Source organism: uncultured Thermosynechococcus sp., from assembly GCF_937958135.1.
Lineage (GTDB): Bacteria > Cyanobacteriota > Cyanobacteriia > Thermosynechococcales > Thermosynechococcaceae > Thermosynechococcus.
Genome location: NZ_CALGOG010000085.1, coordinates 1 through 6136 on the forward strand (window position 1 = coordinate 1; position 6136 = coordinate 6136).

Here is a 6136-nt window from a genome sequence, read left to right on the forward strand (position 1 = left end):
ATGTTGCCCTTTGAAATCACGCCTTGGAGAAGGGGCGAAAACGGCGCAGGCGCAGCGCATTCATGACCACCGAGAAGGAACTAAAGGCCATGGCTGCCCCCGCCACCATGGGGTTGAGAAGCCAGCCATTCAAGGGGTAGAGGGCACCCGCGGCAATGGGGATACCGGCCCCATTGTAAATGAAGGCAAAAAAGAGATTCTGCTGAATATTGCGGATTGTGGCACGGCTGAGTTGGAGGGCGGTAACAATGCCCTGAAGATGACCGGAAATTAGGGTAATGTCGCTGCTGGCGATCGCCACATCGGTGCCCGTGCCGAGGGCAAGGCTCACATCCGCTTGCGCTAGGGCTGGGGCGTCATTGAGGCCATCGCCCACCATTCCCACAACGTTGCCCTGACGCTGCAGGGCAGCAATCATTTCTGCCTTTTGGGCGGGGCGCACCCCGGCAACGTAATGGTCAATCCCCACTTGCCGGGCGATCGCGGCGGCCGTACCGGCGTGATCTCCTGTCAGTAAAATCACCTCCAATCCCATGCCCTTGAGGGCAGCTACCACCGCCGCCGCTTCGGGCTTGAGGGGATCGGCAATGGCCACTAGACCCTTGACGCTTTCCTCCACGGCAATCCAAACAACGGTTTTTCCCCCTTGGGCAAGACGCTGGGCGTGGGACTGCCAAGGGGCGGTGTCAACACCGCGGGCTTCCAGAAAGGCGGGCGTGCCGACGCGCACCCACCGATCTGCAACGAGGCCTTCTACCCCCTGACCAACGGTGGCGGCAAAATCGCGAACCGGTTGCAGAGGGATCCCCTGCCCTTGGGCATATTCGACCACCGCCGCCGCCAGGGGATGCTCCGAGTGCGCCTCCACACTGGCGGCAAGGCACAAGAGGGTGTGGGCATCCCCTTCAGCATAGAAGTCGGTAACGCTGGGATGGCCTTGGGTCAGCGTTCCGGTTTTGTCGAGGACAAGGGTTTGCAGGCGCTGCGCCAGTTGGAGACTGCGGGCATCTTTGATTAAAATGCCATACTCCGCCGCTTTGCCCGTGGCCACCATGATGGAGGTGGGGGTTGCCAAGCCAAGGGCACAGGGACAGGCAATGATCAAGACACTCATCGGAGTGACCAGGGCCAGGGTGGGATTGCGGCCAAGGGTAAGCCACAGTAGCCCCGTAAGGAGGGCGATCGCCAAGACTGCGGGCACAAACCACGCCGTAATGCGATCCGCCAGTTTTTGAATGGGGGCCTTGGAGGCCTGCGCCTGCTGCACCCGTTGAATAATCTGGGCCAAAAAGGTTTGCTGCCCCACCCGTGTGGCACGGATTTGCAAACTGCCCGTTTGATTGAGGGTAGCGCCAATCACCTCATCCCCTGGGTACTTTGCCAGCGGCAGGCTCTCGCCGGTCACCATGGATTCGTCCACCGTTGAAGTCCCGGCCACAATCTCGCCATCCACGGGAATTGTTTCGCCGGGGCGCACCAGTAGCAAATCTCCCCCCTGCACTGCAATCAGGGGAACCTCCACCGCTTCCCCATTGCGAATGACCCGCGCTGTTTTGGGTTGTAGGGCTAGGAGCTTGCGCAGGGCGGCGGCGGTTTCCCGCTTAGCTCGACTTTCCAGAAGGCGTCCTAAAAGAATCAGGGTAATGACCACCGCCGACACCTCGTAATAGACCGCTGGGGAATAGTCATGGAAGGCTTGGGGAAAGAGCGTCACCAAAAGGGAGTAGAAAAAGGCAACACTCGTGCCCAGGGCCACCAAGGTATCCATCGTTGCGGTGCGATAGCGCAGCGCCCGCCATGCCCCCTGATAGAAGGATTCGCCACTCCAAAACTGAATTGGGGCCGTCAGCAGCAGTTGTACCCCAGGATGGTGCAGCCAAGGGGGAACAGGCCCCCCCGTCATCATCGGCAGGTTCCCGAGGAGCAACAGGAGCGTGGCGCTCCCGGCAAAGAGAAGGCGGCGTTTGAGACGGCGCAGTTCAGCCCGATAGGCAAACTCCTCGGCGGCGGTGTCGCTGACCAGTCCCTCCGCCGGCAGTCGCTCCGCCTGGTAGCCGGCTTTGGCGATCGCCTCCTGCAAATCCAGCCAGGTCACCCGCTGGGGATCGTAAGTCACACTGGCTTGGCCGGCGGCAAAATGAATTTCACAGTCCACTACCCCCGCCAGCGATCGCAGGGCAGTTTCCACCACATTGGCGCAGGCGGCACAGTGCATCCCCTGCACTTTGAAGGTGAGGTGAGTCATCTTAGCCTTTCCCTTGTTCCCTCTCCGTTGATCCTGAAGTCTCCGGTCAACTGGAGAGTCAAGGGGTTAGGCGTCCACCTCGGCGGGGGAATTTTGGGGAGTCAATTCAGAGGCGATCGCCGCCAATTCCTGCTCAAAGGTCAACTGTGCCCGATTCGTGCGTCCGCCCAGGTAGAGGATTTCGTTCTCCTGCAGCCCCCACACTTGGGAATGGGAGACGTAGCTCATGATCACGCCGGCCATGAGCAGGGCAAACCCCGCATAGAAGAGGGGAATTCCCGGATCCGCTTTAATTTGCAGCCCCGTACTGCCCACCACTTCAACCAACGTCAGCTTCACCCCATTGATTTCTGTACTCATGCCCGTGCGCAGGCTCCTGAGAAACTCCCCCTTGGGGCCGTAGAGGAGAACCGTGCCTTGAAGATCCTGCGCAATCAGGGCAATCCCTTCCGCGAGATCCGGCTTGGTGGGAAGCCATGTGCCCCAGAGGCGACCTTTCCCCTCTGTTTCCAGTTGAGCCATGGGCAGTTGCAGCACAGGACTGTTGTTGAGGCGAAAGCGAAGGGCGGCAATCCCCCAGTCCGCCTGATAGAGGGTTACGCCGCCGTACCTGAGGGGCCGGTTGACATGGATAGTGCCCCGCTTTACCTCCTGCCCTTGCCCATCGAGCACCGATAAATCCGAGTAAAACTGGTCAACGGCGCCGCTATCCGTGTAGTCAATCCAAAAGCGGTTGACTTTCACCGCCCAATCTTGGGGAATGCGGGCAAGGGGGCCTGCTTGCACAATGTGCTGTAAATGAAAAGTCTCGCCACTGGGCACCAGTTCCTGAGCCGTAAAGCCTGTGAGTGCTCCCAAAATTCCCCCCAGCAAAATCAGGATCATACTGGCATGGACAACAATCGGGCCAATGCGCCCAACAAGGCCCTTGCGGGCATAGAGCTGGTTATCGGTGTGCCAGACGCGGTAGCCCCTTGCGGTCAAGGCGGTGGCCAAGTCCTTGAGGGAACCTTGGGGAATGGTGGTGCTGAGGGCCAGCTTGGTGAACTGTCGCGGTGCTTGGTAGTACTGCCAGCGTTGGGCGGCGGTCAGGGCGGGCACCTGACGACTCAGGGTACAGGCAATCAAACTTGCCCCAAAGAGCACCAACAGGGTGAGATACCAGGGGGTGTGATACACATGGTCTAACCCTAGGGCCAGGAGGACTCGCCAACTGAGAAAGCCAAAGAGGGCGGGGTCTTCGGGATAGTTGGCTTGATAGAAGCTGAGGGATTGCCCCTGCTCAATCACGGTGCCGCCAATACTGGCGATCGCAATCCCCAAAAGTAGGAGAATGGCCAGACGCAGGTCTCCAAGGAGGGCAAAAACACGGCGAACCACAGGGGCACTGCTCCTTATGAGGGTTAACTTATTGTTGCCAATTGACCCAGTCTTGGGGCTTCAAAAATGTGGTGTACAGTTCTGCTTCAGGAGTGTTAGGCTCTGGCTGATAGCCATATTCCCAGCGCACCAGGGGGGGCAAGGACATCAAAATAGACTCCGTGCGGCCATTGGTCTGCAGGCCAAAGATGGTGCCCCGGTCATAGACAAGGTTAAATTCCACATAGCGCCCCCGCCGGTAGAGCTGGAATTGCCGCTCGCGATCGCCATACTCCATGTGACGCCGCCGTTCCACAATCGGCAGATAGGCTTCTAGGAAGGCTTGACCACAGCTTTGAATAAAAGCAAAGAGATCTTCCCAGGAACGAGGGCCAATTGAACCGACTTGGCGGCTATAGCGAGCCGCTTCGCCATTGGGGTCAGGGCCACGGTACAGCTCGCGATCGCTGCCATCTTGGTAGTCAAAGAAAATGCCGCCGACGCCGCGGGTTTCGCCGCGGTGCTTGAGATAAAAGTATTCGTCACACCAGCGCTTGAAGACGGGGTAATACTCGCTGTGGTGGCGATCGCAGGCAGCCTTGTGCACCTGGTGGAAGTGTTTCGCATCTTCTGCAAAGGGGTAGTAGGGGGTCAAATCCGCTCCCCCCCCAAACCACCACACCGGCCCCGCCTCAAAGTAGCGGTAGTTCAAATGCACCGTCGGCACATAGGGATTGCGGGGATGGAGCACCATGGAGGTACCGGTGGCATAGAAGGGATGGCCGGCAGCCTCTGGCCGCTGCGCCAAAATGGAGGGCGGCAACTGATCGCCCCAGACTTCCGAGAAATTGACTCCCCCCTGCTCCAAAAGGCGGCCATTTTTCATCACCCGCGATCGCCCGCCACCGCCTTCGGGTCGCTCCCAACTGTCCTCCTGAAACTGGGCACCGCCATCGGCAGCCTCTAAAGCCTGACAAATTTGATCCTGTAAATCCTTCACAAAGGTGGCCACCCGTTGACGGGAATCCCTGGGCACAGCGGTGGTAGCAGAGGTTACAACAGTCATAGTCAATATCGAAATCCCAATAACGGTCTTCAGTGTCAAACAGCAGTTCAAAGCGTGTCTAGGCCTTGACTGTCTTTATTGTACTGCTCTGCCAGCACCTGGGCGAACTTGGCGGCCAGGGCAGCCACCCACTGTTCATCCTGCTTGGTATAGCTGCGCGGCGCATTGGTGCCCAGAATCATCACGGTTTGTTCATCCACCGGTTGGCAGATCACCCCTTGGGTATTGGGGGGCAAGTAGTCAAATTCAATGCGGCCGGGGTAAAGAGCCAGATTCACTAAATAGATGGGGCGTTGGGTTTGCAGGGCGCGCCGGACAATGGGGCCGGCAGCCGTCATGGGTTTGGGGCCGAGAATGCCGCGCCGCAGAAGGGGGCGATCGCCCCGCCAAATCACAATGGACTTTGTGGGCGTATTGGTGAGCAACGTATAGGAAAGCCACGCCAGTTCCGTTTTCAGTGCCGAATCCAAATCAGCCGCCAGTTCAAAGCCCTCCTCCCCCTCCAGAATGACCGCTTCGGGAGGACGGGGCTGCACCTGCTGCCAGATCAGCGTCGTTAAAACCAACACCGCTGCTAGGATCACCCCCACCACATCAGACCGCGCTTGCGAGGGGGTCAGCAGCGGCGTCAGGAGACGATTGAGCAGGAGCAGGGTGCCCCCCAGAATCCCCGTTGCCAGGGGCAGATAGCGCAGGAATTGATTGTTCATCACAATCTTGAAAAATGGCCCGACAGTCACTGTATCTATTCTCTGTTAGTCTAATCTTGCGGTGGGAGGAGTAAATGGCACCATGCCAAGACCAGGGTTCGCAGGCCTCAGGCGGGGGGCGATCGCCCTTTTGGAACTGGTGAGCTTTAGCCTTTTAGACCCTCTCCCCTTGGCCCTTGGCGGTGCACCGCCGGCCATCCTCGCCAGTCCTAGGGCTGCCCCCTTGCACCTAGAAATTAGCCTCTCGCGGCGGCAACTAACCCTCTATCGCGGCCAGACCCCCCTGCGCCGCTATCCCGTGGCCGTTGGCCGACCGGGGTGGGAAACCCCCGTGGGCACATTTCAAGTGCGGCAGATGATTCGCGATCCCGCTTGGAAAAATCCCTTTAGCGGTGTCGTGATTGCCGGCGGGCATCCCCAAAATCCCTTGGGACGGCGTTGGATTGGCTTTTGGAGTGATGGCAAAAATTGGGTTGGGCTGCATGGTACCCCCAATCCTGAGTCTGTGGGTCAGGCGGTCTCCCACGGCTGCGTGCGCATGTACAACCGCGACATAGAGGAGCTGTTCGAGAAAGTGCATCTGGGTGTGCCGGTAATTGTGGTGCGCTAGAAGGGGGCAACCAAAGCAGCGCCGAAAAAGACAACGGCGATCGCGTCCACCAAGCCATGGAGGATGACCCCTGCCCACAGCCGCTGGGTACAGGCAAAGGTGAAGCAGTAAAAAAGGGAGGCAAATGTTGCCATAAGGACATACAC

General features: G+C 58.9%; 6 protein-coding genes. 1 reads left to right on the forward strand and 5 read right to left on the reverse strand.

Features of this window, described 5'->3' with window-relative positions:
* Positions 1–16: 16 nt before the first annotated feature.
* From Q0711_RS10120 to Q0711_RS10135, 4 genes are all read right to left on the reverse strand, one after another.
* Positions 17–2245: a heavy metal translocating P-type ATPase gene (locus tag Q0711_RS10120; protein WP_298615914.1), complete on the reverse strand. Its 2229-nt coding sequence runs from the start codon at positions 2243–2245 to the stop codon at positions 17–19.
* 66 nt (positions 2246–2311) lie between these two features.
* A complete protein-coding gene (locus Q0711_RS10125; RefSeq protein WP_298615916.1) occupies positions 2312–3625 on the reverse strand; it encodes a cytochrome c biogenesis protein in 1314 nt (437 codons plus the stop codon).
* Positions 3626–3653: 28 nt separating this feature from the next.
* A complete protein-coding gene (hemF, locus tag Q0711_RS10130; RefSeq protein ID WP_299042476.1) occupies positions 3654–4670 on the reverse strand; it encodes an oxygen-dependent coproporphyrinogen oxidase in 1017 nt (338 codons plus the stop codon).
* A gap of 47 nt (positions 4671–4717) precedes the next feature.
* Positions 4718–5380 carry a cofactor assembly of complex C subunit B gene (locus Q0711_RS10135; protein ID WP_298615963.1) on the reverse strand — a complete coding sequence of 221 codons (663 nt, stop codon included), beginning with the start codon at positions 5378–5380 and terminating at the stop codon, positions 4718–4720.
* 82 nt (positions 5381–5462) lie between these two features.
* Between Q0711_RS10135 and Q0711_RS10140 the strand changes: the two genes are divergently transcribed.
* Positions 5463–5990: a L,D-transpeptidase gene (locus Q0711_RS10140; RefSeq protein ID WP_299042480.1), complete on the forward strand. Its 528-nt coding sequence runs from the start codon at positions 5463–5465 to the stop codon at positions 5988–5990.
* On the opposite strand, the gene Q0711_RS11730 is transcribed toward Q0711_RS10140, so the two are convergent.
* Complete coding sequence (locus Q0711_RS11730) at positions 5987–6124, reverse strand: hypothetical protein (protein ID WP_366519116.1); 138 nt, start codon at positions 6122–6124, stop codon at positions 5987–5989. The two genes, Q0711_RS10140 and Q0711_RS11730, sit on opposite strands and share 4 nt — an antisense overlap.
* Positions 6125–6136 lie beyond the last annotated feature (12 nt).